Origin of the sequence: Azospirillum sp. TSH20 (genome assembly GCF_003115935.1) — a bacterium.
Taxonomy (GTDB): domain Bacteria; phylum Pseudomonadota; class Alphaproteobacteria; order Azospirillales; family Azospirillaceae; genus Azospirillum.
Genome location: NZ_LGQU01000078.1, coordinates 13,310 through 39,447 on the forward strand (window position 1 = coordinate 13,310; position 26,138 = coordinate 39,447).

At 68.9% G+C, this 26,138-nt stretch carries 20 protein-coding genes; 13 read left to right on the plus strand and 7 right to left on the minus strand.

Annotated elements, in window-relative coordinates; translation table 11 throughout:
* Nucleotides 1-44: 44 nt before the first annotated feature.
* Entirely contained in the window at nucleotides 45-2,609 is a 2,565-nt protein-coding gene (gene ptsP, locus TSH20_RS21050; RefSeq protein ID WP_109156258.1) for a phosphoenolpyruvate--protein phosphotransferase, read from the minus strand.
* 303 nt (nucleotides 2,610-2,912) lie between these two features.
* On the opposite strand from ptsP, the gene ptsG reads away from it, so the two are divergent.
* From ptsG to nagA, 3 genes are all read left to right on the plus strand, one after another.
* Nucleotides 2,913-4,697: a PTS glucose transporter subunit IIBC gene (ptsG, locus tag TSH20_RS21055; RefSeq protein WP_109156259.1), complete on the plus strand. Its 1,785-nt coding sequence runs from the start codon at nucleotides 2,913-2,915 to the stop codon at nucleotides 4,695-4,697.
* A 179-nt stretch (nucleotides 4,698-4,876) separates the two neighbouring features.
* Entirely contained in the window at nucleotides 4,877-5,938 is a 1,062-nt protein-coding gene (locus TSH20_RS21060) for an SIS domain-containing protein (protein ID WP_109156260.1), read from the plus strand.
* The gene (nagA, locus tag TSH20_RS21065; RefSeq protein WP_109156261.1) at nucleotides 5,938-7,098 is read left to right on the plus strand and encodes an N-acetylglucosamine-6-phosphate deacetylase; all 1,161 of its coding nucleotides are present in this window, start codon (nucleotides 5,938-5,940) and stop codon (nucleotides 7,096-7,098) included. Before TSH20_RS21060 ends, nagA begins: the two co-directional genes overlap by 1 nt.
* A gap of 150 nt (nucleotides 7,099-7,248) precedes the next feature.
* Here the strand turns inward: nagA and TSH20_RS21070 are convergent, their stop codons facing one another.
* Nucleotides 7,249-7,914 (minus strand): HAD family hydrolase, encoded by a 666-nt coding sequence (locus TSH20_RS21070; protein WP_109156262.1) that lies wholly within the window; start codon nucleotides 7,912-7,914, stop codon nucleotides 7,249-7,251.
* Between the two features lie 51 nt (nucleotides 7,915-7,965).
* Nucleotides 7,966-8,724 (minus strand): GntR family transcriptional regulator, encoded by a 759-nt coding sequence (locus TSH20_RS21075; RefSeq protein ID WP_109156263.1) that lies wholly within the window; start codon nucleotides 8,722-8,724, stop codon nucleotides 7,966-7,968.
* 220 nt (nucleotides 8,725-8,944) lie between these two features.
* Here TSH20_RS21075 and TSH20_RS21080 point away from each other — a divergent pair, with 220 nt between their 5' ends.
* Both TSH20_RS21080 and nagE read left to right on the plus strand, forming a co-directional pair.
* Nucleotides 8,945-9,841, plus strand: coding sequence for an N-acetylmuramic acid 6-phosphate etherase (locus tag TSH20_RS21080; protein ID WP_109156264.1), 897 nt, complete (start codon nucleotides 8,945-8,947; stop codon nucleotides 9,839-9,841).
* A gap of 64 nt (nucleotides 9,842-9,905) precedes the next feature.
* On the plus strand, nucleotides 9,906-11,372 hold the full coding sequence (nagE, locus tag TSH20_RS21085) for an N-acetylglucosamine-specific PTS transporter subunit IIBC (protein ID WP_109156265.1): 1,467 nt from the start codon (nucleotides 9,906-9,908) through the stop codon (nucleotides 11,370-11,372).
* Nucleotides 11,373-11,511: 139 nt separating this feature from the next.
* On the opposite strand, the gene TSH20_RS21090 is transcribed toward nagE, so the two are convergent.
* Nucleotides 11,512-13,050 carry an FAD/NAD(P)-binding protein gene (locus tag TSH20_RS21090; protein ID WP_109156266.1) on the minus strand — a complete coding sequence of 513 codons (1,539 nt, stop codon included), beginning with the start codon at nucleotides 13,048-13,050 and terminating at the stop codon, nucleotides 11,512-11,514.
* A gap of 643 nt (nucleotides 13,051-13,693) precedes the next feature.
* Between TSH20_RS21090 and TSH20_RS21095 the strand changes: the two genes are divergently transcribed.
* The 8 genes from TSH20_RS21095 (at nucleotide 13,694) to TSH20_RS21130 (ending at nucleotide 21,497) form a co-directional block, all read left to right on the plus strand.
* Nucleotides 13,694-14,785 (plus strand): ABC transporter substrate-binding protein, encoded by a 1,092-nt coding sequence (locus TSH20_RS21095; protein ID WP_109156267.1) that lies wholly within the window; start codon nucleotides 13,694-13,696, stop codon nucleotides 14,783-14,785.
* 28 nt (nucleotides 14,786-14,813) lie between these two features.
* Nucleotides 14,814-15,686 carry an ABC transporter permease gene (locus tag TSH20_RS21100; protein WP_199231954.1) on the plus strand — a complete coding sequence of 291 codons (873 nt, stop codon included), beginning with the start codon at nucleotides 14,814-14,816 and terminating at the stop codon, nucleotides 15,684-15,686.
* A complete protein-coding gene (locus TSH20_RS21105; protein ID WP_109156268.1) occupies nucleotides 15,683-16,468 on the plus strand; it encodes an ABC transporter permease in 786 nt (261 codons plus the stop codon). Before TSH20_RS21100 ends, TSH20_RS21105 begins: the two co-directional genes overlap by 4 nt.
* 31 nt (nucleotides 16,469-16,499) lie before the next feature.
* Nucleotides 16,500-17,366: an ABC transporter ATP-binding protein gene (locus TSH20_RS21110; RefSeq protein WP_109156269.1), complete on the plus strand. Its 867-nt coding sequence runs from the start codon at nucleotides 16,500-16,502 to the stop codon at nucleotides 17,364-17,366.
* Nucleotides 17,367-17,422: 56 nt separating this feature from the next.
* Nucleotides 17,423-18,367: a TauD/TfdA family dioxygenase gene (locus tag TSH20_RS21115; protein ID WP_109156270.1), complete on the plus strand. Its 945-nt coding sequence runs from the start codon at nucleotides 17,423-17,425 to the stop codon at nucleotides 18,365-18,367.
* Nucleotides 18,368-18,513: 146 nt separating this feature from the next.
* Nucleotides 18,514-19,827: an amidase gene (locus tag TSH20_RS21120; RefSeq protein ID WP_109156271.1), complete on the plus strand. Its 1,314-nt coding sequence runs from the start codon at nucleotides 18,514-18,516 to the stop codon at nucleotides 19,825-19,827.
* A 365-nt stretch (nucleotides 19,828-20,192) separates the two neighbouring features.
* The gene (locus TSH20_RS21125) at nucleotides 20,193-21,128 is read left to right on the plus strand and encodes a hypothetical protein (RefSeq protein ID WP_109156272.1); all 936 of its coding nucleotides are present in this window, start codon (nucleotides 20,193-20,195) and stop codon (nucleotides 21,126-21,128) included.
* Between the two features lie 120 nt (nucleotides 21,129-21,248).
* A complete protein-coding gene (locus TSH20_RS21130) occupies nucleotides 21,249-21,497 on the plus strand; it encodes a hypothetical protein (protein ID WP_109156273.1) in 249 nt (82 codons plus the stop codon).
* Nucleotides 21,498-21,533: 36 nt separating this feature from the next.
* Here the strand turns inward: TSH20_RS21130 and TSH20_RS21135 are convergent, their stop codons facing one another.
* The 3 genes from TSH20_RS21135 to TSH20_RS21145 all read right to left on the minus strand — a co-directional run bounded on the left by TSH20_RS21135 (nucleotide 21,534) and on the right by TSH20_RS21145 (nucleotide 26,059).
* Entirely contained in the window at nucleotides 21,534-22,874 is a 1,341-nt protein-coding gene (locus TSH20_RS21135; RefSeq protein ID WP_109156274.1) for a sigma-54 dependent transcriptional regulator, read from the minus strand.
* Nucleotides 22,847-24,682: an ATP-binding protein gene (locus TSH20_RS21140; RefSeq protein ID WP_109156327.1), complete on the minus strand. Its 1,836-nt coding sequence runs from the start codon at nucleotides 24,680-24,682 to the stop codon at nucleotides 22,847-22,849. Before TSH20_RS21140 ends, TSH20_RS21135 begins: the two co-directional genes overlap by 28 nt.
* Nucleotides 24,683-24,781: 99 nt before the next feature.
* The gene (locus TSH20_RS21145) at nucleotides 24,782-26,059 is read right to left on the minus strand and encodes a dicarboxylate/amino acid:cation symporter (RefSeq protein WP_109156275.1); all 1,278 of its coding nucleotides are present in this window, start codon (nucleotides 26,057-26,059) and stop codon (nucleotides 24,782-24,784) included.
* Nucleotides 26,060-26,138 lie beyond the last annotated feature (79 nt).

The window sequence follows — 26,138 nt, forward strand, 5'->3', positions numbered from 1 at the left end:
CTCTCCCAGGGCGGGAGAGGGAGTTTTATGCGGCAATCAATCGTTCAAAGCCCCAGCCACGTCTCCGCGACCAGACGGCGGACTTCGGCGGCGCTGTCGGTGCCGAGTGCGGCTTCGGCGACGCGGCGGCAATCCTCCAGGCGCAGGGTGCGGATGAAGGCCTTCAGGTCGGCGATCACCGCCGGGGTGGCCGACAGCTCCGTCACGCCAAGCCCGATCAGCAGTGGTGCCGCCATCGGGTCGGAGGCGGAGCCGCCGCACACCGCCACCACCCGGTCGTGGGTCTTCGCGCCCATCACCGCAAGCCGGATCAGCCGCAGCACGCCCGGGTGCAGCGCGTCGAGCTGCGCCGCCACATGCGGGTTGCCGCGGTCCATCGCCAGCACATACTGGGTCAGGTCGTTGGTGCCGATCGACAGGAAATCCGCCACCGCGCCGATGCGGTCGGCGATCAGGGCGGCGGCCGGCACCTCGATCATCGCGCCCAGCTCGATCGGTTCGGCGCGGCCGAGCCTGGCCCGCTCCTCGTCCACCATCGTCCGCACCGCCAAAAGTTCGGACGGCGAGGCGATCATCGGCACCATGATGCGGCAGACGCCGGCCGGCTTGACGCGCAGGATGGCGCGGATCTGCGCGCGCAGAAGCTCCGGCTCGCGCAGGCCGACGCGGACACCGCGCAGGCCCAGCACCGGGTTCTCCTCCTTCGGCAGCGGCAGGTAGGACAGCGGCTTGTCGCCGCCGACGTCCAGCGTGCGGATCACCAGAGGCCGGCCTTCCAGCGCGTCGGCGATCTGCTGGTACTGCTGGTATTGCTCATCCTCGGTCGGGGCGGACTGGCGTTCCAGGAACAGGAATTCGGTGCGCAGCAGACCGCAGCCCTCCGCCCCCTCCACCACGGCGCCGGGGGCGTCGCTGACCCGGCCGAGATTGGCGAACACCTCGATCCGGGTGCCGTCGGCCATGCGGCAGTCCTCGCGGGAGGTGCGGCGGTTCTCCTCGCGCCGGGCGGCACGGGCAGCGACGGCGGTGCGGGTGGTCGCCAGCATGTCCTCCGGCGGGAAGACCAGCAGCTCGCCGCGGTTGCCGTCGAGCACCACGGGGGCGCCGTCCGGCACCCGTTCCGCCTGCCGGCCCAGCGCAACCACGGTCGGCACGCCGAGCGCGGCGGCCAGAATGACGGCGTGGGACGTTGGACCGCCATGGGCCATGCCGATGCCGGCCAGCCGACCGGCCGGAACCCCGGCGAGGTCGGAGGGAAGGATCTCGTCGGCCAGCACGATGGTGCCGGCCGGCAGGTCCGCCAGCCCGGCCGACGGCTCCTTGCCCGACAGGGCGGTCAGCACCTGCTGTTCCAGGTCGCGCAAGTCGGCGGCGCGTTCGGCCATGCGGGGATCGGCGAGACCGGCCAGCGCATCGGCCTGCATCTGCGCCGTGCGCTGCCACGCCCATTCCGCACTCTTGCCGGCACGGATGTCGGTCAGCGCGCTGTCCAGCAGTTCGGGATCGTCCAGGATTTCGCGGTGGGCCTGGAAGATGGCGGCGTGGTCCGGCATGCGCTTGGCCGAGTCCACCAGCCTGGAGATCACGCGCTCCAGCGCCTGATGCAATCGCGGCTCCTCGACCTCGGGTCCGGCGCCCTGTTCCGTCACGCGCACGCCGCTGCGGAAGCGGCGGACGACGCTGCCGACCGCCTGTCCCGGCACGGCGATGGTGCCCTTCAACAGCGCCTCCTCGCCGGGAGCGAAGGGTGGCCCGATGTCTTTCTCGGCGGCTGGTTGGGCTAGGGCCGGGGTGGCGGCGGGAGCAGGAGCCGGAGCGGCGACGCCTTCGACGACGGGGTCGCCAAGGCCGCTGTCGATCAGGCCGGCGATGCTCTCCACCACGCCCTGTGCGCCGGGACCGGTCGCGCGGATGGTCAGCCGGTCGCCCAGCACGGTGCCGAGCCCCATCAGGGCGACGACGCTCTTGGCATTGGCGCTGCGGTCGCGGCAGAGGATGGTGACGGTGCCGGGATGCGCCTTGGCGGCGGCGACCAAGGCCGCGGCGGGGCGGGCGTGCAGGCCGTGGGCGATGCGCAGCGAGACCGTGCGCTCGGCCGTCTCGCCCGACTCGACCGGAGCGGCAGCCGGGGTGGGGGCGGCATCGGCGCCGCTGCCGCCATGGACGGTCATTGCGACGTCGCCGGCCGCGATCTCGCGGTCCACCGACTGGCCGTCGACGGTATAGCCGTCATTCACCACGACCATCATGCTGACCAGGCTCTGCGCCCGGCTTCCCACCAGATCCATGTCGAAGCTGATCAGGCGGTCGCCGGTCTTCACCGACTGCCCATCCTGCACATGGGCGGTGAAGCCCTCGCCGTTCAGGCCGACGGTGTCGACGCCCAGATGCAGCAGGACCTCCGCGCCGCTGGCGGTGCGGACGGTGCAGGCGTGGCGGGCGCGGTGGACCGACAGCACGATGCCGTCGCAGGGGCTGCGCAGCTCGTTCACCGTCGGGTCGATGGCCATGCCGGTTCCGACCAGCCCCTGGGCGAAGGCGGGATCGGGCACCTCGGTCAGCGGCATGGCCCATCCGGCCAGCGGGGCTGCAAGCGTGATCGCGGTCATGATGGTTCGATCCTCTATTCTTATCGCTTGGACCGGAGCGGGCGTCACCATGTCGGACGCCGTCTGTGCGCAGACGCCGCATAGCCCAAGCGGAATTCTCATCATATGTTAGCGAAAGATCCTGTCCGGGAAAGGCGGAAGCCTGCGGCCAATCCGCGCCCCAGCCGACGCATCGGGGATAAGCCGCAAGCTTGCCCGATTCACTATGTCGCCTATGTCGTGAAACCAGAGCATGGGTCAGGTTGTAATTCTGTCCTGAGCAAACGATGTCGCCGCCGCCGGACAATTTGCGGGAGAGCCGCCATGGCATTGAACCCCTTTGCGTTTCTACAGAAAATCGGCAAGTCGCTGATGTTGCCGGTGGCGGTTCTTCCCGTCGCCGGTCTGCTGCTGGGCATCGGCGCGGCGAATTTCGAATGGATGCCGCCGCTGCTGTCGATGCTGATGAAGAATTCGGGCGATGTGATCTTCGGCAATCTGCCGCTGATCTTCGCCATCGGCGTGGCGTTGGGATACACCGAGAATGACGGCGTGTCGGCCATCGCCGCCACCATCGGCTATGTGGTGATGCTCGCCACGCTGGGCGTGATGACCGGGGTCTGGGGCATGGAGCCGAAGACCATCATGGGCATCAAGTCGATGGAAACCGGCGTGTTCGGCGGCATCCTGGCCGGCGGGCTGGCGGCGGCGATGTTCAACCGCTTCTACAAGATCGCGCTGCCGGCCTATCTGGGATTCTTCGCCGGCAAGCGGTTCGTGCCGATCATCACCGCGCTGGCCGCCATCGTGCTGGGTGTCGTGCTGTCGGTGGTCTGGCCGCCGATCCAGGGCGGCATCAACAGCTTCTCGCACTGGGCGGCGGTGAACGACCCTCGCCTGGCCGCGACCATCTACGGCTTCGTCGAACGGCTGCTGATCCCCTTCGGCCTGCACCATATCTGGAACGTGCCCTTCTTCTTCGAGATCGGGTCCTTCCAGGATGCAACGGGGCAGGTGGTCCATGGCGACATCAACCGCTATTTCGCCGGCGACCCCACCGCCGGCATCCTGTCCGGCGCCTTCCTGTTCAAGATGTTCGGCCTGCCGGCCGCCGCCATCGCCATGTGGCATGCCGCCAAGCCGGAGAACCGGGTGCGCGTCGGCGGCATCATGATCTCCGCCGCGCTGACCTCCTTCCTGACCGGCATCACCGAGCCGATCGAGTTCAGCTTCCTGTTCCTGGCGCCGGTTCTGTACCTGATCCACGCGGTGCTGGCGGCGACCTCGCAGTTCATCATGAACTCGCTGGGCGCCCATATGGGCTTCACCTTCTCCCAGGGCGGCATCGACTTCGTGCTGTTCAACGTGCTCAGCCCCTATTCGCAGAAATGGTGGCTGGTGCTGATCCTGGGGCCGGTCTATGCGGCGATCTACTATGTCGTGTTCCGCTACACCATCCTCGCGCTGAACCTGAAGACCCCCGGCCGTGAGGACGCGACGGAAGAGGGCATCAGCACCGCAACCGGCAGCGAGCGGGCGCGCGACCTCGTTCTGGCATTCGGCGGGCGGGGCAACATCAGCAATCTGGACGCCTGCATCACCCGCCTGCGCGTGGTGGTGAAGGATCCGGGGCGCGTCGACGAGGGCAAGCTGCGCAATATGGGCGCGTCGGGCGTGTTGCGGGTGCGCGACAGCGTGCAGGCCGTGTTCGGCACCCTGTCGGAGAATCTGAAGACGGAAATGCAGGAGTATCTGCACAGCGCAGGTTCGGAGGCGGACGGGCCGGCCAGCGTGGCGGCACCGGTCGCGGCGCAGACCATTTCCGCTCCGGCTGCGGCGCCTGTGCCGACCGACCGCGCCGCCCGCATCGCCGAGGCGCTGGGCGGGGCCGGCAACATCAAGACGCTGGCCGCCTTCGCCACCACCCGCCTGCGGGTCGAACTGGGCGACGCCGGCAAGACGAATGCCGAGACGCTGAAACGGGCCGGCGTGCGCGCGGTGATGGGGCTGGGCGCCAATGGCATCGACCTGATCGTCGGCAATGACGCTGACGCGCTGGCCGGAGCCATGACCGGCATGCTGCCGGGCGGACGGCGCGCCGCGGAATAGGCCACTCTCTGCATGGTATTCGACTGGTTTCATCGGGCGGCACGACCTTATCCGGGTCGTGCCGCTTTTCTTTTCCGCATTGCGGCTGTCGTCGTGAAGCGATTCCACCAATGGACGCTGGCCTCCGGCGCAAGAAGGTCTTACATTGGTATCTATACCAGCCAATCGCGAGCGCCGCCATGACCGATCCGGGCATTCCTGATTTCAAGCCGTCCCGCACCACTCCCCTGATGGCGGTGGAGGCGGCGGAGGCGCCCGCCGCGGTGGCCCGGCAGATCGCGCGCTGCGGCGCCGGCTTCGCCGAGTTGGGCGCGCGCCTGCGCCGCGAACCGCCGCGCTTCGTCGTCACCTGCGCCCGCGGCAGTTCCGACCATGCCTCGGCCTACGGCAAATACCTGATCGAAACGCGGATTGGCCGGGCGGTAGCCTCCATCGGGCCGTCGATCGCTTCGGTTTATGGCGGGCATCTGAGCCTGGAAGGGGCGCTGTTCGTCGCCGTCTCGCAGTCGGGGCGCAGCCCGGACCTGCTGCGGCTGGTGGAGGCGGCCAAGGTCGGCGGTGCCCTGGTGGTCGGCTTCGTCAATGCGGAGGACTCGCCGCTGGCGGAGATGTGCGACCATTTCCTGCCGCTGGCGGCCGGGCCGGAGCGCAGCGTCGCCGCGACGAAATCCTGCATCGCCTCGCTGGCCGCCTACCTGCAACTGGTGGCGCATTGGCAGGATGATCCGGTGCTGAAGGCGACGTTGGCGGCCCTGCCCGACACGCTGGCGGCAGCCCAGGCGCTGGACTGGAAACCGGCGCTGATGCCGCTCGCCACCGCACAGAACCTCTATGTGCTGGGGCGCGGAGTCGGCTTCGGGGCGGCGCTGGAGATGGCGCTGAAGTTCAAGGAGACCTGCCGCCTGCATGCCGAGGCCTTCAGTGCGGCGGAGGTCGTGCACGGTCCGCTGGCGCTGGTCGGTCCCGGATTCCCGGTGCTGGCCCTGACCCAGGCCGACGCGGCGGAACCCCACACCCGCGCGGTGGTGGAACGCATCGTCGGGCTGGGCGCCGCCGTCGCCACCACCGAAGCGGGACTTGCCGGAACCACCCTGCTGCCCAGCCTGCCGGGGATTGCACCGGAGGCCGCACCGCTGGCGGCGTTGCAGAGCTTCTACGGCGCGGTCTATGAACTGGCGCTGGCCCGCGGCATCGACCCCGACAGCCCGCCCAACCTTGCCAAAGTGACGAAGACCGTCTGATGCGACAGCTCCTGACCGGTGCCCGGATTTTCACGGGCGAGACCATCCTCGACGGCCGCAGCCTGCTGGTCGGCGATGGCCGCATCCTCGACATCGTGGCGCCCGGCCGCAACGCGCCGGAGGTCGACCGGACGGTGGCGCTGGAGGCGGGCGACCTGCTGGCCCCCGGCTTCCTCGACATCCAGGTCAATGGCGGCGGCGGCGTGCTGTTCAACGGGCAGCCGACGGCGGAGGGGGCGCTCGCGATCGCCGCGGCGCACCGACGATTCGGCACCACCGGGCTGCTGCCGACCATCATCACCGACACCCCCGACTGCCACCGCGCCGCCGCCGAGGCGGCGGTGAAAGCGGTGGCGCAGCCCGGCAGCGGCGTGTTGGGCATCCATTTCGAAGGGCCGTTCATCAGCCCGCAGCGGGTCGGCGCCCATGACCCGCGCTTCGTCCGCGCGCCGGACGAGGGCGATCTGGACTTCATCGGCGGGCTGCCGGCGCGGATGCCGGGCGGGCGGGTGCTGCTGACCCTGGCGCCGGAATGCGTGGAGGATGCCGCGCTGTCGCGGCTGATGGCCGCCGGGGTGATCCTGTCGGTCGGTCACACGATGGCGAGCGCCGAGCGGGTGGTCGAAGCCTTCGATCTCGGCGTGCGCGGGGTGACGCATCTTTACAATGCGATGCCCGGCATCGCCAACCGCCAGCCGGGTCCGGCCGGGGCGGCGCTGGGTGACGGGCGGCCCTGGTGCGGGCTGATCGCCGACGGGCACCATGTCCATCCGCTGATGATGCGGGCGGCGCTGGCGGCCCGGCCGCGCGGTCGGATGATGCTGGTGACCGACGCGATGCCGCCGACCGGCACCGATGCCGACAGCTTTGAACTGAACGGGCGGACGATCTACCGGCGCGACGGCCGGCTGGTGCTGGCCGACGGGACGCTGGCGGGGGCGGACCTCGACATGGTGACGGCGGTGCGCAATGCCGGGACTTTGATCGGCCTGCCTCTGGAGGAGTCGTTGCGGATGGCGTCGCTCTATCCGGCGGAGTTTTTGGGGATGGACGGCGAACGCGGACGGATCGTGCCGGGCTGGCGGGCCGATCTGGTGCTGCTGCGGGCGGATTTGACGGTGAAGGGGACTTGGGTGGAGGGAGAGTGGCGGGGGGTGTGAGGTGTCGGCTTCGACTGCCCCCACCTAGCCTCCCCCGCTGAGCGGGGGAGGGACTGCCGTCGCCTTTCCGATTAAGTGCTTATCCCCTCCCCCGCCCAGCGGGGGAGGGTTAGGGTGAGGGCAATCGACAGCCGGAACTTCAAGGACACGTCAGCCCACCGCCACGATCTCCAGCCCGTCCTCCTCCACCCGCACCCGCAGAGCCGTCAGGTCGGGCAGGCAAAGGTTGCCGTCCAGCTCATGCGCCGGCAGCGTCGTGGTCAGCGCGATCACCAGGGCGCCGGCGGCATGGCCGGCCTCCAGACCCGCCGGGGCGTCCTCGAACACCACGGTCTCGCGCGGGTCGAAGCCCAGCTTTTCGGCGGCGGTGCGGTAGCCTTCGGGGTGGGGCTTGCCGTGGGCGACCATGTCGGCGCCGATCAGCAGGTCGGGCAGGGGCAGGCCGGCCTGGGCGATGCGCTTCCTCGCCATGTCCTGCGGAGCCGAAGTCACCACCGCCCAGCGGTGGCGCGGCAAGGACTGCAGAATCTCCAGCGCGCCGGGGACGGCGCGCACCCCCTCGGTGTCGTTGGTGTAGCAGTCTTCCACCAGCCGGACCTCTTCCTCGATGTCGGCGCCGGCGGGGGCGAAGCGGCGGACGGTTTCGATGCTGCGGACGCCATGGCAGACGGCCAGGATCGCGTCGGGGTCCAGATCGTGCCGGGCGGCCCAACTGCGCCAGGAGCGCTCCACGGGACCCTTGGTGTCGATCAGGGTGCCGTCCATGTCGAACAGGATGGCGCGGACACGGAACGGGGTATCAAGGGCAGGCTTCATCGCGCGCTCTCGTCAGGATTTTCTTGCAGGGAACGGAATGGTCCGGGGGGATCAGACCAGCGACAGCTCCACGACGAAGTCATAGGCGTCGCCGCGGTAGTGGGAACGGACGAACTCCAGCGGGGTTCCGTTCTCCAGGAAGGTGCGGCGCTCAATGTAGAGGGCGGGGGCGCCGTCCGGAACCCCCAGAAGCGTCGCCTGATCCGTCGGCAGGCGAATGGCAGACAAGCGTTGCAGCGCCCGGAAGGGGGGGAAGCCGCGCGCGCGCAAAGTCTCGTACAGGGATCCCTGCACCAGATCCGGGTCGGGCAGGAAACTGGTCGGCAGAGCGCTGAGTTCGATGGCGAGCGGGGTGCCGTCGGCCAGCCGCAGCCGGTGCAGCCGCACCACCTCCGCCCCCGGCCGCAGACCCAGCGCCATCGCCTCCTCCGGGGTCGCGGTGGCGACGGAGCGGCTGAGCCAGCGGGAATCCGGCTTCAGGCCGCGCCCGCCGATATCCTCGGTGAAACTGGTCAGGGCGGACAGCCGCTGTTCCACATGGGGGCTGCGGTTGATGAAGGTGCCGGCGCCCTGGCGCTGGTGCAGCAGCCCCTCCGCAATCAGTTCGCGCAGTGCCTTGCGCACGGTGACGCGCGACACGCCAAAGACTTCCGCCAGTTCCCGTTCGCCGGGCAGGGCGTCCTGGTCGGTCAGCCGGCCCTCGACGATCAGCGTCCGCAGATGCCGCGCCAACTGCAGATAGAGCGGCAGGGGCAGCGCATCCGACAGGGCGGCGGGGTCGAACGGGGCCGCGGGGGCGGCGTTGGACATCGGCAACCACTCCAGTGCTCCGGGACCGGCATGATACCACTGAAAGGCCTTTGGGCAACAGGCCCGGGCGGCAGCCCGCGGTGCCGCGCACGATTGTGACCAGTTTCAGATTGCGGAATGTCCGGATTTTGGTATTCTGCGCATACAGTCCAATCTAATACCACCAACCAGACATCACCAATCTCCGGTCCATGTGCCGGAGCGACAGCGGAGCCGGGGAATGGCAAGCGGCACCGAGGATGCGGCGAACCGGTACAGCCGGCTGGACGTGTGGCCGGCCGCCGAACTGATGACGGCGCTTTGGGAAGGGCAGACGCGGGCGCTGGCATCTTGCGTTCCGGCATTGCCCCTGGTCGCCGCCGCCGTGGAGGCCGCGGCCGGGCGGCTATCGGGCGGGAACGGGCGGCTCGTCTATGCGGGTGCGGGGTCGTCGGCGATGGTGGCGGCGCTCGACGGGCTGGATCTGGGGCCGACCTTCGATTGGCCGGCGGATCGTCTGGTGCTGCTGATCGCCGGGGGGCTCGATCTGTCGCGCGGGCTGGCCGGGGCGGCGGAGGATGACGAGGGGGCCGGGCGCGCCGATGCCGGCCGGGCGGGGATTTCCGCCGCCGATGTGGTCGTCGGGCTGTCGGCCAGCGGGGCCAGCGCCTACACCGTCGGCGTCCTGCGCGCCGCGCGGGAGGCGGGGGCGCTGACCATGGGCATCGCCAGCAGCGCCGGCTCGCCCCTGCTGGAAGCGGTGGAGCATCCGGTGCTGACCGCGACGGGGGCGGAGGTGATCGCCGGCTCCACCCGGCTCGGTGCCGGGACGGCACAGAAGGTGGTGCTGAACCTGTTTTCGACCGGCGTCATGACGGCGCTCGGCAACGTCTACGACAACCTGATGATCAATGTCCGGCCGGAGAACGCCAAGCTCCGCCGCCGCTGCACCGTCATGGTCGCCCGCATCGCCGGCGTCGACGAGGATGCTGCCGGTGCGGCGCTGGAGCGGCATGGCGATGTGCGCCGCGCCGTGCTGGGGCTGGCCGGGCTGGATGGGGCCGACATCGACCGGCTGCTGACCGAGACCGGCGGCAACCTGCGCCGGGCGATGGAGCGTGCCAAATCAACCACTTGATAATGACCAACACGACAGGCCCGGCACCCTGAGGCCGGAGCCCGCTTCACTGGGAGACGTCCGAATGTCTGCTGATCGTTTGCCGGGCGACCGCTTCTCGGGCGTCCAGAGGCTTGGGCGGGCGCTGATGCTGCCGATCGCCGTGCTGCCCATCGCCGGGCTGCTGCTGCGCATCGGCCAGCCCGACCTGCTGAACATCGCCTTCATCGCCGCGGCGGGCGACGCCGTCTTCTCCAACCTGGGCGTCCTGTTCGCCGTCGGCATCGCCATCGGCTTCGCGCGGGAGAACCACGGAGCCGCGGGTCTGGCCGGCGCGGTGGGGTATTTCGTGGCGGTGAAGGGTGCCGTGGTGCTGAGCGGCGTCGCGCCCGAACTGGTGGCGAAGATGTCGAGCCGCATCAGCATTCCGGTCGGCATCCTGATCGGCATCATCGCCGGCCAGCTCTACAACAAATACAAGGACATCAAGCTGCCGGACTATCTCGCCTTCTTCGGCGGGCGGCGCTTCGTGCCCATCGTCACCGGTCTGGCGGCGCTGGGGATCGCGCTGGTCTTCGGCTATGGCTGGCCCATCGTCGATTCGGGCTTGAGCGCGCTGACCACCGGCGTGCTTGGGCTGGGCGAGTTCGGCCTGTTCCTGTACGGCGTGCTGAACCGCATCCTGATCATCACCGGCCTGCACCACATCATCAACAACATCGCGTGGTTCCTGCTGGGTGATTACCAGGGCGTCACCGGCGACCTGAACCGCTTCTTCAAGGGCGATCCGACAGCCGGCGCCTTCATGGCGGGCTTTTTCCCGGTGATGATGTTCGGCCTGCCGGCCGCCTGCCTCGCCATGTACCACACCGCCAAGCCGGAGAACCGCGCCGCGGTCGGCGGCGTGCTGCTGTCGATGGCGCTGACCGCCTTCCTGACCGGCGTGACGGAGCCGGTGGAATTCGCCTTCATGTTCCTGGCGCCGGTGCTGTTCGCCGTCCATGCCGTGCTGACCGGCCTGTCGATGGTGCTGATGGACGTGCTGAACGTGAAACTCGGCTTCGGTTTCTCGGCCGGGCTGTTCGACTATGTGCTGAATTACGGCAAGGCGACCAACCCGATCCTGCTTCTGCCGGTGGGGGCGGTGTACTTCGCCGTCTATTACGGGCTGTTCCGCTTCGTCATCCAGCGCTTCGATCTGAAGACGCTGGGCCGCGACGATGTCGCCGTTCCCGCCGGTCAGGCGCCGGCCGCCGAGGGCGTCCGTCCCGCCGCCGCGCCGGTCGCGGTGACCAGCGACCGGGCCGGCGCCTATGTCGCCGCACTGGGCGGGGCCGGCAACCTGCGCTCGGTGGAGGCCTGCACCACCCGCCTGCGCCTGAGCGTCGCCGATGCCGGCCGCATCGACGAGGCGGCGTTGAAGCGGATCGGTGCGCGCGGCGTGGTGAAGCCGACGGCCAACTCGGTCCAGGTCATCGTCGGCCCGATCGCCGACCAGTTGGCGGGCGAGATCCAGGACTCGCTGAACGCATCGGCGGGATTGCGGGTCTGAGCGCCGGGCCGAGGAAGCCGGTCTGACGAAAAGCCCCGGTCCTCCGATGAGGCCGGGGCTTTTTCATGCTTTGCCCAATCGCCCGGCTTTATCCGTGGCGGACAGTGCCGAGCAGCTCGCCGGTGGCCCTTCCGTCCGCTCAAACCCGTCGCGGTTCCGGGAACTCAGGCGCCGTCATGCCGGGCAGAGCCGCTTGGCCGGCCATCGTTCCGGCATCCAGCCCGTCCAGAATCCGGCGGGCGGCTTCGGCGCATTGGCTGCGCAGTTCCGGCACGGCGGTCATCTCCCAGAAGGGGGCCTTGGCGACCGGACCAAAGGCGAGCAGGCGCGGGGAGGGGGTGCCGTCGGCGGCGATCACCGCACCGCCTTCCGTCACGTCCAGCCCCAGCCGCAACGCATCCGGCCGCGCAATGCCACGGTCGAGCAGCGAGCGCACCAGGGGATGGCGGATGCGGGTGTAGTCGCAGTTGGTGCCGGTGGCGTTGATCAGCGCGCCCGCCGTCAGCAGCCGCTCCCTTCCGCCGCCGCGCTCGACGACGGTCAGCTCCAACCCATCGGCGGTGAGGGCCGCGTCCTTCAAGCGGCCGGGCAGGATGCTCAATTGACCGCCGGCACGGGCGGCGGCGATGCGGTCGGCGACCTGCGGCGCCATGCGGTGGCGGTGCACCTCCCAGAAGGGGCGGGCGTGGCGGAGGAAGCGCTGGCGTTCCTCCATCGGCAGATGCGCCCAAATCCGGTGGTGGTGAGGCCGCAGCGCGTCGAAGGCCGACCGCCAGTCATAGCCGGCAGCCGAGGCCCGCCGCGCGTCGGCCTTCAGGGCGATCAGCACGTCCAGAACCGTGCTGGGCAGCACGTCGGGATGGAGGAACGAGGTGTAGGGCCGCGTCTCCTCATGCCGCAGCGGCAGCAGGCCGCGGCGCGACACGGCGGTGATCGGACCGCGGTGCCCCTGGTCGAGCAGCGTCAGAACCGTGTCCACCATGGTCAGGCCGGTGCCGAGGATCGCGACGGCGGCTTGCCCGTCGATCCTGGCGATGGCGGCGGCATCCCACGGGTCGCCGATGAAGCGCTCCGACGCGAAGGCCTCCGCCGCCGTCGGGGATGCCAGACAGGGTGGAGAGGGCGGGAAATTGCCGATGCACAGGGCCGCCGTGTCGGCGCTGACCACCCGTCCGTCGCCGAGGCGGACATGCACCGCCGGCCGGTTGCCGGAGGAGGTTTCGGTGCGAACGTCCACCGCCTCGCCGCGGATCTGGTTCAGGCGGGCATGGGCGGGAGCCTCTGCCTGTGCCTCCGCCAGGACATCCTGGATGTAGGCGCCATACAGCGCGCGGGAGACGAAGGCATGGCCGCTGGGCGGCTGGTCCGGCACCTGCCCATCCGCCCGGCTCCACAGCCAGCGCAGAAAATGGCGCGGGTCGTCGGGATAGGCGCTCATGTTGTAGGCGCGGACGTTCAGCACATGCGTGCCGTTCGGGGTCGAATAGGCGACGCCGGTACCCGGCCGGTGGCCGTATTCGATCAGATGGACCACCAGCGGCGCCCGGGCACCGCGCAGCAGATGGGCCGCCAGCAGGCTGCCGGTGAAGCCGGCGCCGACGACAGCGATCTGGCGGGGTTGGTGGAAACTGTCCGGCGCGCTGCCACCGGGCGGATGGAAGTGAGGCGTTGCAGGCATCGAAGTCCGTCCTTCCGTGAGTCATTCCGGAAAAGGCCGGCCGTTGGCGGCTGCTCCCCAGGTCCGTCAATCCGTGATCGGGTGCGGGGTTTCGCGTCGGCCGTGTGTCTGCTCGGTCCGCTTCGTTCTCTCCTGCATATCACAGGGTCCGGACACGCGCCATCGGCCGAACGGCAAATACCATTACCAAAGTAGGATTCAGTTTATTTTCACACAGATCGGTTTTTCCACGTTGACTCATAGTCCACCAAAACTGTAGAGAATAGGGGTGAGCCCGCTTCCGGAGCCGCCGCGGCAATTTGAATCGCAGCTTGCGCCGCGTCACCAAACGCTAAAGCGCCACGATCCCGATCGTGGATTCGTCGAAGGAGTGACCGGATATGTCCATGGTCGCATTCCAGTTTTCCATCATGCCGCCTGTCGCTCCAGCCGGGCCGATGGCGCGCTGTACCTGTCGCGCCTGACGCAACGGGCCTGATGGTGAGCGCCTGACGCCGGGCGCCCCGCCGATCCAATCCTTCCCGGTTCCCGGACGCAGCCCCGCATTCCGTGGCTGTGCTTACCCCCGGCTTTTGCCGTGACGGCGTGCGCGATCCTTTGCGCCGCACCGGGAGACCTGCACCGATTTAAAGGTGGTCAGTCCATGAAACAATTCACAAAACGGATCGCCCGCTCGGTCCTGGCCGCTGCCGCCGTGCTGACGGCCGTCACCGTCGCCGGAAGCGCCGTGGCCGAACCGGTCACCATCCGCTTCGGCTTCGCCCAGGTCGGGGTGGGCAACCGCCAGTTCGGCAGCGGCAACACCGCGGCAATCCTGCATTCCAGGGGAATCCTGGCGGAGGAGTTCAGGAACGACCCCGACGTCAAACTCGACTGGTCCTTCTTCAAGGGCGCCGGTCCCGCAGTGAACGAGGCGATCGCCAACGATCAGCTCGATTTCGCCCTGCAAGGCGACCTGCCGTCGCTGGTCGGCCGATCGAACGGGCTGAAGACCAGGATTCTGGCGGCGAGCGGCCTGCGGTCGAACCTTTATCTGGCGGTGACGCCGAAGGCGGGCATCCGGTCCATCGCCGACCTGAAAGGCCGCAAGGTGGCGCAGTTCCGCGGCACCAACCTGCAGCTGGCGACCGACAAGGTGCTGGCCGCCCATGGCCTGACCGAGCGCGACGTGAAATTCATCAACATGGACTTCGCCACTGCCACGGCCGCACTCGCCACCGGCGACATCGACGCGGCGTTCGGGCAGGCCGATTATCTGGCGCTCGACGGCCAGGGCGTCGCCAAGGTCGTCTACAGCACCCGCGGCGACGACCCGACCTTCACCCGCCATTCCCACCTGCTGGTGACGGAGGCGTTCGAGAAGGCGCATCCCGATATCACCTACCGCGTGGTGAAGGCGCTGGTGAAGGCGGCGGCCTGGGCGTCGGACGAGGCCAACCGCGAGGCGCTGTTCGGGGAATGGGCCAAGTCCGGCGTTCCGGCCGAGACCTTCCGCGCCGATTTCGAAGGACAGGCGCTGGGCTACCGCAACAGCCCGCTGATCGACGACTTCCTCGTCGCCGCCTACCGCGATCAGGCGGAACGGGCCAAGGGCTACCGGCTGGTGCGCAGCGACGTGCAGATCGACGGCTGGTTCGAGCCCGCCTATGTCGACCGCGCCGTGGCCGAGCTGGGGCTGGCCGGCACCTGGAAGCGCTACGACGCCAAGGGGCATCAGCAGACGGCGGCGAAGTAACGCCCCACCGATCGGAGGAGTTCGCCCCATGACGAACCTCGAACTGAGCCGCGGCGCCTATGAAGCCGCCCGGATCGCCGGCAACGGACGCCTCGACCTGCGGGTGGATGATGGTAACCCGGAGCCGGCCGCCGCCGTCCTGCGGCCCATGCTGACCGCCCTTTCGGCCCTGGTCTTCCCGGCGGCCCTGCTGGGAATGTGGACGCTGTCGTCGCATTTCGGCTGGCTGCCGGCCCAGATCCTGCCGGCACCGGATCAGGTGGCCGCCACGCTGGCCGATCTCGCCGACAGCGGCGACCTGTGGTTCCACACCCGCATCAGCCTGCTGCGCGTGGTGGAGGGCTTCGCGCTCGGCGGAGCGGCGGGGTTGTTGCTGGGCATCGCCATGGGCTTGTCACGGCGGGTGCGCTGGACCGTCGAGCCGCTCTTCACCGCGCTGGCCCAGGTGCCGCCATTGGGCTGGATCCCGGTTCTGATGCTGCTGGTCGGCATCGACGAGGGGCTGAAGCTGCTCATCATCGCCAAGGCGGCCCTGATCCCCGTGGCGCTGAACACCCACAAGGGCATCCGCAACGTTCCCGACAGCCTGCGCGAGGTCGGGTCGGTCCTGACCTTCGGCCCCTGGGCGACGCTAACGCGGATCGTCCTGCCGGCGGCGGTGCCGTCGATCTTCACCGGCATCCGCTATGGCCTGACCAGCGCGTGGCTGGCGCTGGTGGCGGTGGAGCTGCTCGCCTCGTCGGAAGGCCTGGGATACCTGATGGTGTGGGGCCGCCAGCTGTTCCAGCTGGACATGGTGATCGCCGCGATGCTGGTGGTCGGGCTGATCGGCTTTGCACTGGACTGGACCCTTTCCCGGGTCGAGCGCCGCCTGCAACGCTGGGAGCTGGCCGGATCATGAGCACGCTCGACCATCCCGCCGCATCCCGCGTCTCGCGCCGTCTCCATGGTCTGATTCCCGTGCTGGCCCTGCTGGCCGGGTGGGAAGCCGCCAGCCGCAGCGGCCTTGTCGATCCGAACCTTCTGCCGTCGCTGCTGACCGTCGCCGGGCGTGCGGGGCAGGAGCTGGCCGAGGGGCGGCTTGCCGTCGATGTGGCGGCCAGCCTGGCCCGCGACATCGCCGGCTTCACCATCGGCAGCCTTGCCGGGATCCTGGTCGGATTGCTGCTCGGCCTGTCGCGGCTGGCCGACCGGCTGATCGGGCCCAGCTTCAACGCCGTCAAGCAGATCGCGATCTTCGCCTGGATCCCGCTGATCTCGGTGTGGTTCGGAGTGGGGGAGGAGGCGAAGATCGCCTTCATCGCGCTCGCCGCCTTCACGCCCGTCGTGGTCAACACATGGGAAGGTGCCCGCGCCGCGCCGCCAAAGCTGGCGGAGGTCGCCCGCGTGCTGGAGTTCGGCCGCTGGCGGACCTTGCGGCTGGTCACGCTGCCGGCGGCGCTGCCCGCCATCTTCGCCGGGCTGCATCTGGGCCTGATCAATGCCTGGCTCGCCACCGTCGGCGCCGAATATTTCATGACCGTCGGTCCGGGCATCGGCGGGCTGATGACCGAAGGGCGCGAGCATTTCCACATGGACCTCGTCCTGCTCGGCGTCCTGCTGCTGGGGCTGATCGGCCTCGCCCTCAACACCCTTGCCACCCGGCTGGAAGCGCGCGCCCTGCGCTGGCGCCGCCGAGCTTAAGTCCCTGAGCCTGATAAGGAGCGTTCCCGTCATGGCCGACATCATTCGACCAAGCCATCACTCCATCCACCACGCCACGGCACGCGGCGCGCTGGAGATCCGCGGACTGACCAAGCGCTATCGCGTGTCCGGCACTCCGTTCACCGCCTTGCAGGACATCGACCTGTCGGTGGCGCCGGGTGAGTTCGTCTCCATCGTCGGCGCGTCCGGCTGCGGCAAGTCGACCCTGCTGCGCCTGATCGTCGGGCTGGAGCGGCAGTTCGACGGCGACATCCGTCTGGACGGCCGTCCCATCGCCGGCCCGGGTCTGGACCGCGCCATCGTCTTCCAGGAACACCGCCTGTTCCCCTGGCTGACGGCCGAGGAGAATGTCGCGCTGGGTCTGCTGAAATCGAACCGTCCCGCTGCGGACAAGCGCCGTCTGGTGCGGGAGCATCTGGAGCTGGTGGGGCTGGGCGCCTTTGCCGGGGCCTATCCATCGCAGTTGTCCGGCGGCATGTCGCAGCGGGTCGCCATCGCCCGCGCCCTGGTCAACCACCCGCGCATCCTGCTGCTTGACGAGCCCTTCGGCGCGCTCGACGCGCTGACCCGCAGCCACTTGCAAGCCGAACTTCTGCGCATCGTCCGGGCGGAGGGCATCACCGCCATCCTCGTCACCCACGACGTGGAGGAGGCGCTGTATCTGGGCGACCGCGTGGTGGTCATGCACCCGCGTCCCGGCCGGATCGCCAGCATCATCCCGTCCGGCCGCCTGCCTGCGGCGGAGGATGGCAGCGGCAGCCCGCACCATGGCCATGGGCACGATCGCGCCGATCCGACCTTCGTCCGCCTGCGCGAGGCCGTGCTGGCCGAACTCGGCGCCGGACATGCACAGACGCCCGTCCGGCGAGCCGCCTGACCCGCGTAATTCCCGCCCAATCACAAGTCCGACAACCAACCAAGGATCATCTCATCATGACGACTCTGACCGCCGACATCGCCACCCGTTCCGAGACCTCGCCGGCCGGCTTCGGCCTCGACATCCGTCCCATCGGCGGGCGCATCGGCGCGGAGGTGCATGGCTTCCGCCTGTCCGGCGACCTGCAGCCCGCCACCGTCCACGCCATCCGGCAGGCGCTGACCGAGCACAAGGTCCTGTTCTTCCGCGGCCAGACCCATCTGGACGAGGCCGAGCAGGAGGCCTTCGGCCGGCTGTTCGGCGATCTGGTTTCCCACCCCACCGTGCCGTCGCTGGCCGGGACGGAGCATGTGCTGGACGTCGACGGCAGCCGGGGCGAGCGCGCCAGCTCCTGGCATGCCGACGTCACCTTCGTGCCGGATTACCCGTCCATTTCCATCCTGCGCAGCGTCGTGGCGCCCGGGCGCGGCGGTGACACCATGTGGGCCGACAACGTGTCCGCCTACAACGAACTGCCGGAGCCGCTGCGCGAACTGGCGGAGAAGCTGTGGGTGGTGCACTCCAACGTCTACGATTATGTCGGCGACCGCCAGAACCGGTCGGAGCAGGCGCTGCATCGCTACCAGACCGTCTTCACCTCCACCCGCTATGAGACGGAGCATCCGCTGGTCCATGTTCATTCGGAAAGCGGCGTGAAGGCGCTCATTCTCGGCCATTTCGCTCAGAGGATCGCCGGCTTGACCAGCACCGATTCCCGCCTGCTGCTGGATCTGTTCCAGGGTCACGCCACCCGGCCGGAGAATGTGGTGCGCTGGCGCTGGAGCCCCGGCGACGTGGCCGTGTGGGACAACCGCACCACCCAGCACCGCGCCGTCGACGACTATGACGACCAGCCGCGCGTCGTCCGCCGCGTGACGGTCGCCGGTGCGGCCCCCGTGGCGGTCGGCGGCCGCCGCAGCTTCTCCCGCTCGGTCGTCCAGGCAAACGCCGCCGCGGCGTGATGTGGCCTGGGGCGGGGGCCGCGGCATTCGCCACGGCCTCCGTCCCGCCGCCATCATCGAGGTCGCCAATCCGGCGCCGATGTGGCACATGCGATGGCGCGCACCGCCGATGCGCACGTCGTCCCATGTCCCGTCAGGAGGCTGCCATGTCCGTGTCGCCCACCGCCCGCTCTTCCGCTTCCGACCGGCTGGAGGCGGCCCTCTCCCGGATTGCCGATCCGGAGCAGCAGGGCTCCCTGGTATTCACCGAAGTCTATGCGGAGGAGGCGCGCGCCGCCGCAATGGCCAGTGACCACCGCGCCGCACAGGGCCGGCCGCTGGGGCCGCTCGATGGGCGCATCGTCTCGGTCAAGACGCTGTTCGACGTGGCGGGCGACACCACGGCGGCCGGGTCCGCCATCCTGCGCGGCCGGCCGGCTGCGGCGCGCGACGCCCGGGCGGTGGCCCGGCTGCGGGCGGCGGGCGCGGTCATCGTCGGCCGGACCCACATGACGGAATTCGCCTTTTCCGCCGTCGGCATCAACCCCCATTACGGCAATCCCGGCAATCCGCATGACCGCTCGCGGGTGCCGGGCGGCTCCTCCTCCGGGGCGGTGATCTCGGTGGCCGACGGCATGGCGGAGATCGCGCTGGGCAGCGACACCGGCGGCTCGCTGCGCATTCCGGCAGCGCTGTCCGGCGCCGTCGGCTTCAAGCCGTCCGCCGGGCGCCTGCCGGCCGAAGGGGCTTTCCCCTTGTCGCCGACGCTGGACGTCATCGGGCCGATTGCCGCGACCGTTGCCGATGCGGCCTTGCTGGACAGCGTGCTTTCCGACGGCGACATGGCGCCACTGGCCGCGCTGCTGGTTGCCGGACAGTCCTTCCTGGTGCCGCGCGGGCGATTGTTCGACGGCGTCGAGCCTGCGGTCGCCGCTGCGTTCGAGGCGGCGCTGGACCGGCTGCGCGCGGCCGGCGCCCACATCGCGGATGGCTCCATCGAGGCGGAATTGGAGGCGCTGGCGGAGTTGGACCGCATCGGCGTCTTCACCGCCATCGAGCTGGCGGCGACGCTGGCCGATCTCGGCATCACGGCGCTCGACGGCATCGATCCGAAGACCCGCGCGCGGATCGAGGCCGGCGGCAAGGCGCCTGCCGCCGATTATGTCCGCATGCTGCGCCGGCGCGCCGAACTGATCCGGCTGATGGACGAGCGGCTGACCCGCCATCCGGTCCTGCTGCTGCCCACCGTGCCGATGACCGCGCCCGCCATTGCCGACGTGCTGGAGGATGCGGCCTTCCACCGCGTCAATCTGGCGCTGCTGCGCAACACCCGCGTCGCCAACCTGGTCGACCTGCCGGGCATTTCCCTGCCGGTGCCGACCGACGGCCTGCCGGTCGGGCTGATGGCGATGGGGCGGCGCGGCAGCGACCGCAGCCTGCTGGGCATCGCCGCCGGAATCGAAGCTGCGCTGCGGGGGTGATCCCCGGGTGAGGATGTGACCAACGTGGGGCCGGGAATTTTCCGCGCAGGAATCCCGGTTCCGCACGTATCACTGGTGAGGACGTGTGTCGTTGCTGAAGAGTATGAACTAAAATTCATAAATAACCGCTTCATGACTCCCAAATGACCACTCATCGTCACAAGCGGTGGCAAAGAGTGGGTACAGGACAGAATCCGGTTCATTTCGCATAAAGTCGCCGCCTATTGTCTCCGTGTGGTCCGATGAGGACTGCAGACGAGAGCTGAACGCCGTCGATGATGACGGCCGGTAGCCGTCCGGTTGCGCCGGAAATATTGGTGCTGAAAATCCGGATGGCAATCAGCTGAAATGTTTGGAGACTACTTATGGCTAACAACTTCGCCACTGATTCGCTCAAGTCCGTGATGTCCAAGGCTGCCACCGGCCCGACCTCTTCCGTCGCGACCTCCGACAGCGCAGTTGCCGAGTTCCGAGCCCACCAGCCTCTGCACCAGGACACCCAGAGCGACGCCTCCACCGGCGGCACCACCGACACCACCGCCCAGCATGGCACGCCGACGCTGTCCGACAGCGCCATCGCCGAACTGAAGGCTGCCTATGTCGCGGTAGAACACGCCATTGCCGAGGCCAAGACCGGCACGACCGGCAGCACGACCGACACGACAGGTACGGACAAGGCGGCCACGGATTCGGCAGCCACGGATACTGCCTCGACCGACAAGACGCCCACCGATGCGGCCAGCCATAAGACCGCCGACTCGTCCACGCACCAGCCGCCGGCCGGTCCGCTGGTGAAGGTTCTGGCCGACGCCACCGGCGAAACCACCGCCACCGTTCAAGGCGTGCTGCAGCAGGTTCGCGCCGTGCTGCACCAGGAGCACCTGACCGACGCCTCCGGCCATAATTCCGGCCATGCCGGGACGACCGACACGACGGCGGACGCCAAGCCCTCCACCGGCACCTCCACCGCCACGGAAAACACCTCCACGGCGACGGACGACGCCAAGACCGGCGATACCCCGCATTGGCACGACCGTCTGATCGCTCAGCATGACGGCTCCGGCACCACGGGCTCGACGGATGCCGCCGGCGGTCAGGCCGCGGCCGACAGCGGCAGTGCCCTCTGGCAGCATTTCCTGAACCATTATGCCGCGGCCGACAGCACGGTCACCGGCAACGCCGACGTGGTCGCGGCGGTCGACGAATTCGCCGACACCGTCCAGTCGCTGCACCTCGACCACGGCCATGGACAGATGCATGACCATGGCACCGACGGCGCCCATCTCGGCACCGCCGCCTGACTCGCGCTGCGCCCTTCCATTCAATGGGAGGGCGCAGCCTTTTCACAATGTGCTTTGTCATCCCGCCGCAACGGTCCTACTGTTCAATATCAGTGAAGGACCGGATTGGATAAGCAATCGATGGACTTGACCCCCGGCATGCTGGACAGGATGACGCCCGAGCAGGAACGTCTGTTCGAATCCCAACTGGAGCAGGATGACGGGACGGAAATGCGGCGGGTGCTCCGTGCCGGTGTTCCGGTCTACTATACCCGGGACGACACGCCGCCGGGCTGCGTCATCAAGGAATATCCGGGAGGGCGGAAAGAGCTAGTCGACTTCTCGACCGGCGACGAACGCTTGGTTTCACTGCTGATGGAATCCAGATGAGCGTTATTCACATCGGATTCTTTATGAGCACCGGCTTCACGACAGCCCATATTTCCTGATCTTGTCGTGCAGCGTGGTCTTGGCGATCTGCAGTTCTTCCGCGGCGCGGGCGAGGCTGTGGTTGGTGCGGCGCAGGGTGTCGGCGATCAACGCGCGCTCGAAGGCCTCCACCGCCTCGGCCAGCGGGCGACCGGCTGCGGGATGGACGGTGGCGAAGGGCGGGAAGCCCTGTTCGATTCCCAACACGCAGCGGTCGGCGACATTGTGCAGCTCGCGTACGTTGCCCGGCCAGTCATAGGCCATCAGGCGGCGCATGCGCTCGGCATCCGGCGGCGGGACCGGGCGGCCGTGGCGGGCGGCGGCCTGCAGGGTGAACTGTTCGAAGAGCAGGGGGATGTCCTCGCGCCGGTCGCGCAGGGGCGGCAAGGGCAGGTTGGCGACGTTCAGGCGGTAATAGAGGTCGGCGCGGAATTGCCCGCGATCGGCCAGTTCGCGCAAGTCCACCTTGGTCGCGGCGATCACCCGGCAATCGACAGGAACGGGGGTGTTGGAGCCGAGCCGTTCCAGCGTGCGCTCCTGAAGCACGCGCAGGAACTTGATCTGCACCGGCATCGGCATGCTCTCGATCTCGTCGAGGAACAGGGTGCCGCCATTGGCGTGCTCCACCTTGCCGATGCGGCGCTTGCCGGCCCCGGTGAAGGCGCCGGCCTCGTGGCCGAAGATCTCGCTGTCGATCAGGCTTTCCGGCAGGCCGCCGCAGTTGATGGCGACAAAGTTGCCGCCGCGGCGCGGGCTGGCGTCGTGCAGACAGCGGGCGGCCAGCTCCTTGCCGGAGCCGGTCTCGCCATGGATCAGCACGTCGGCGGCGGAGTTGGCGAGTTCACCGATCAGCCGGCGCACCCGCACCATCTGCGGCGATCCGCCGACCAGCCGCGCCTCGATGCTGTCGCGGTTCTGCAGGCGGGCGCGCAGGTCGCGCACCTCCAGCGTCAGGCGGCGCTTTTCCAGGGCGCGGCGCACCACCTCGACCAGATAGTCGGGGGAGAAGGGTTTCTCGATGAAGTCGTGGGCGCCCAGCTTCATCGCCTGCACCGCCATCGCCACGTCGCCGTGGCCGGTCATCAGCACCACCGGCAGGTCCGGGTCGCTTGCCAGCAGTTCGGCCAGCAGCGCCATCCCATCCATGCCCGGCAGGCGGATGTCGGTGACGACGATGCCGGGGAAGCCCTCGGCCACCAGCCGGCGGGCCTTCTCCGCGCTGTCCACCGCCTGGGTCGGGATGTCCTCCAGCTCCAAAGCCTGCTGGCAGCCGAGGCTGACATTCGGGTCATCCTCGACGATGAGGACCTTCAGAGCGTTGGCGGCAGCGTCGGACATGGAAACTCTCCGGCCTGGATGGCGGTCGGGTCGGTGGGCAGGGCGGCGGCGGGAAGGTCGACGGTGAAGACCGCTCCGCCATCCGCGCCGTTCGCCCCGGTCAGGGCGCCGCCGAAGTCACGCACGATCCCGGCCGAGATGGCAAGCCCCAAGCCGAGCCCGCCGCCCTCCTTCGCTCCGTCCTTCGCCGCCTCCTTGGTGGTGAAGAAGGGCTCGAACAGGCGGGGAAGGACGTCGGCGGGCAGGCCGGGGCCGTTGTCGGCCACCTGGATGCGGACCCGCCCATCCTCCGTCCGGGCGGTGAGCGCCAGCCTACCGTCCTTGCGCCCGGCCAGCGCGTCCAGGCTGTTGGCAACCAGATTAACCAGCACCTGCTCCAGCCGGTTGGGGTCGCAGAGGGCCGCGACATCCTCCGGCACATCGAGGTGAACGGTCACGCCGGACCGCCGCAGCCGCTGATCCAGCAGGAACAGCGCGTTGTCGATCGGCCGGCGCACCGCCACCGGGCGGGGGGCGCCGGAGGATTTGCGGGCGAAGGATTTCAGCTGGCTGGTCAGGGCGCCCATGGCGTCGACCAGACTTGCGATACGCTCCAGATTGCCTTGCGCCGCGTCCAGATTGCCGCGCTGGAGGAACTTGACGCTGTTGCCGGACAGGGTGCGCAGCGCCGCCAGCGGCTGGTTCAGCTCATGCGCCAGACCGGCGGAGAGTTGGCCGATCACCGCCAGCTTGCCGGCATGGACAAGCTCGTCCTGGGCGGCGCGCAGGTTGCGTGTGCGCTCCTCCACCTTGCGTTCAAGGTCGTGCAGGTGGCGGCGGCGCTGCACCCACATCAGCAGCAGAATGCCGAGGAAGGCGCTGCCCACCGCGGCGAGCGCGGCACGGGTCCAGGCCATGCCGGTCACCTGCGCCACCGGCGACAGCACGGTCATCGTCCAGCCGGTGCCGTGCAGCGGCGCGGTCTGGGCCAGGAAGCCGCCGGAGACCGGGAAGACCGTCTCCTCAAGCTGTCCCTCGGCCGGGCGGGGCAGGCGGACCAATTCGGCATCGTCGGCGATCCGGCTGACCGGCTTCAGGCCCAGCGGCGGCAGCGGACGGGCGTTGTATTGCAGGGTCTGGTCGAAATGGCGGCGGGTCGGCTCGTCCATCGGCCGCAGGGTGGTGAATTTCCAGGAGGGGACGGAGGCGAGGATCACCACGCCGTTCTCGTCGGTGACCAGCACCGGCGCCTCCACCGTCGACCAGCTTTGTTCCAACTGCTCCAGGCTGACCTTCACCACCGCGACGCCGACGATGGCGCCATCCTCCGCCAGGGGCGAGGACAGGTAATAGCCGGCTTGGCCCCGCGTGGTGCCGACGCCGAAGAAGCGGCCCTGGCGGCCGGCGGCGGCCTCGACGAAATAGGGGCGGTAGGACAGATCCTCGCCGATGAAGCTGTCGGGACGGTTCCAGTTGCTGGCGGCCAGCACCCGGCCCTGGCGGTTCAGCACATAGATCGACAGGGTGCCGGCCCGCTCGTTCAGCCGCTCCAGATAGCGGTTCAGCCCCCAGGCCAGCGGCGCCCGGCCGGTGACGAGGTCGAGGACGTCGCGCTCCAGCCCCAGCGTTGCCGGGAAATAGGCGTATTTGTCGATCTCGCGTTCCAGACTCTCGGCATAGAGGTCGAGGCGGTGGTGCCCGGTCTCCTGTAAGGCGGCGAGCCCCATCCCCTCGCTGACCCGGAAGCCCACCACACCGGCAAGCAGCGCCAGACCGGCGAGCGCCGGCAGCAGAAGACCGATGGTGCGGAGGCGTCTGGCAACAGGCATGAAAAAGGCGGGCAGGGGAAGGGGCCGCCGCATCATAGCAGAAGCCCCCGTCCCATAGCCCGCCCGTCTTCCAGACTGGCCCCTCAGGATATCAGCCCGTCACTCGGCAGCGGCCGGGGCGGGCAGCGCGGCGCCGGCCTCCTCGTCATCCTCCTCGGTGCCGATGGCGTTCTCCCACTTGGCGACGACGGTGGTGGCGATGGCGTTGCCCAGCACGTTGGTGGCGGTGCGGCCCATGTCGAGGAAATGGTCGATGCCCATGATCAGCAGCACGCCGGCCTCCGGCAGGTGGAACATCGGCAGCACCGCGGCGACCACCACGAGGGAGGAGCGCGGAACGCCGGCGATGCCCTTGCTCGACACCATCAGCACCAGCAGCATGACGATCTGCTGTTCCAGCGTCAGCGGGATGCCATAAGCCTGGGCGATGAACAGCGACGCGAAGGTCGTGTAGATCATCGAGCCGTCGAGGTTGAAGGAATAGCCGAGCGGCAGGACGAAGCCGATCACCCGCTCCTTCACGCCCAGCGTCTTCAGCTCTTCCATCACGCGGGGATAGGCGGATTCGCTCGACGCGGTGGAGAAGCCCAGCAGCATCGGCTGGCGCATCGCCTTCACGACGCGGAAGACGTCGCCCTTCAGCACGACGAAGCCGGCGAAGACCAGCGTCGCCCACAGCACCGCCAGCGTCAGATAGAAGCTGCCCATGAACTTGCCGTAGACGGCCAGCACGCCGAGGCCCTGCGTCGTCACCACGTTGGCGACGGCGGCGAAGACGCCGATCGGGGCGAAGCGCATGACATAGTCGGTGACCTTCAGCATCACCGGCACGACCTCTTCGATCGAACGGGCGAGCAGGCCGGCCTTGGTGTCGCGCAGCTGGCCGATGGCGAGGCCGACGAAGAGCGAGAAGATCAGGATCTGCAGGATCTCGTTGTTCGCCATCGCTTCGAAGAAGTTGCGCGGGAACAGGTGGGTCAGGAAATCCTTCAGGTTCAGGGCGGAGGTCTTCAGACCGGCGCTGGCGGCGGCATCGGGCAGCGGCACGCCGACATTGGCGCCCGGCTGCAGCAGGTTGGCGAAGACCAGCCCGATGAACAGCGACGCGAAGGACGCCATCAGGAACCAGCCGACCGCCTTGCCGCCGATGCGGCCGACGGTGCGGGCGTCGCCCATGCCGGCCATGCCGGCGACCAGGGTGGCGAAGATCAGGGGCGCGATGATCATCTTGATCAGGCGCAGGAAGATGTCCGTCACCATCGCGAAATAGCCGGCGATCTCCTTGGCCGCCGCCGCGTCGAACAGGCTGTTGCAGACATAGCCGGTGACGATGCCCAGCAGCATGGCGACGATGATCAGCGTCGTCTGTTTGTTCATGGTCCTGTTACCTCACCTTTCCCGCCCGCCTCGATGCGCCGGCCGGGTTGCGGTCGATAGGAACCGGCCCCGAGCGTGT